The following is a 666-nucleotide window of genomic DNA, read 5'->3' as shown; positions in this document are numbered from 1 at the left end:
CCAATCATCGAGCTGCTGCATGAAGGCCCTCAATGGCCGTTGAGGGTGGGTCCCAATTTACCCGGAAAACGCAGAGAATTATCCATACAAGTCAATGCAGCCGACCGCTAACGCGTCGGCTGATTGAAGCGTTAGTTTTTATTTAATTATCTAGGATTCCCTAAATGAATGATTTTCAGAAAGAAGATATTCAAGTTATAAACAAGGCGCTAAGTGAATTCGAAAAGTCTTTAAAATCTTTTGAAAGGGATTCAAAAGACGCATTTGCACTAGTGATATTTATTAACGGGTGTTATGACACGCAAAGATTTGCAAGTAATAAATATAGTGTTCTAGTTCATTATCAGCAGGCTAGGCAGTCAGCGAACATTCTTGAAAGATTGCGACGTCACAGCATCGACCATTTCAACCAAGCCATTAAATCAGCGCACTCCATTCTATTGAATAGCAATATTGTTCACCCTGATTTAGTTCTGAGCCACTAAAAACTAACAAGGTGCTCAAGCTCGTTCGCTGCGCTCACTGGGACCTTCGCAGCTACGCTGCTACGGCCCCTTAGCACGGCGTTATATTTCCGAGTTACCCACGAACAGTAGACACCTTCTATAGTTAGGTTTACCCCTGACGAGGAGGTGCAAGATGGCCAGGAAAAAATATCAGCACTAT

1 protein-coding gene is annotated in these 666 nt (G+C 42.9%); it reads left to right on the top strand.

All coding sequences use genetic code 11. From position 1 onward, the window contains the following. Nucleotides 1-164: 164 nt before the first annotated feature. Nucleotides 165-485, top strand: coding sequence for a hypothetical protein (locus H1S06_RS00255; protein ID WP_181736288.1), 321 nt, complete (start codon nucleotides 165-167; stop codon nucleotides 483-485). Nucleotides 486-666: the final 181 nt, after the last annotated feature.

The organism is Marinobacterium marinum (assembly GCF_013868415.1).
Taxonomy (GTDB): domain Bacteria; phylum Pseudomonadota; class Gammaproteobacteria; order Pseudomonadales; family Balneatricaceae; genus Marinobacterium; species Marinobacterium marinum.
Note: the sequence above shows the minus strand (reverse complement) of the source record. Positions and strands in the feature narration are given on the sequence as shown.

What these genes read in the sequence shown, in the direction of transcription:
- H1S06_RS00255 (WP_181736288.1), top strand. Translation starts at nt 165, where the DNA reads ATGAATGATTTTCAGAAAGAAGATATTCAAGTTATAAACAAGGCGCTA.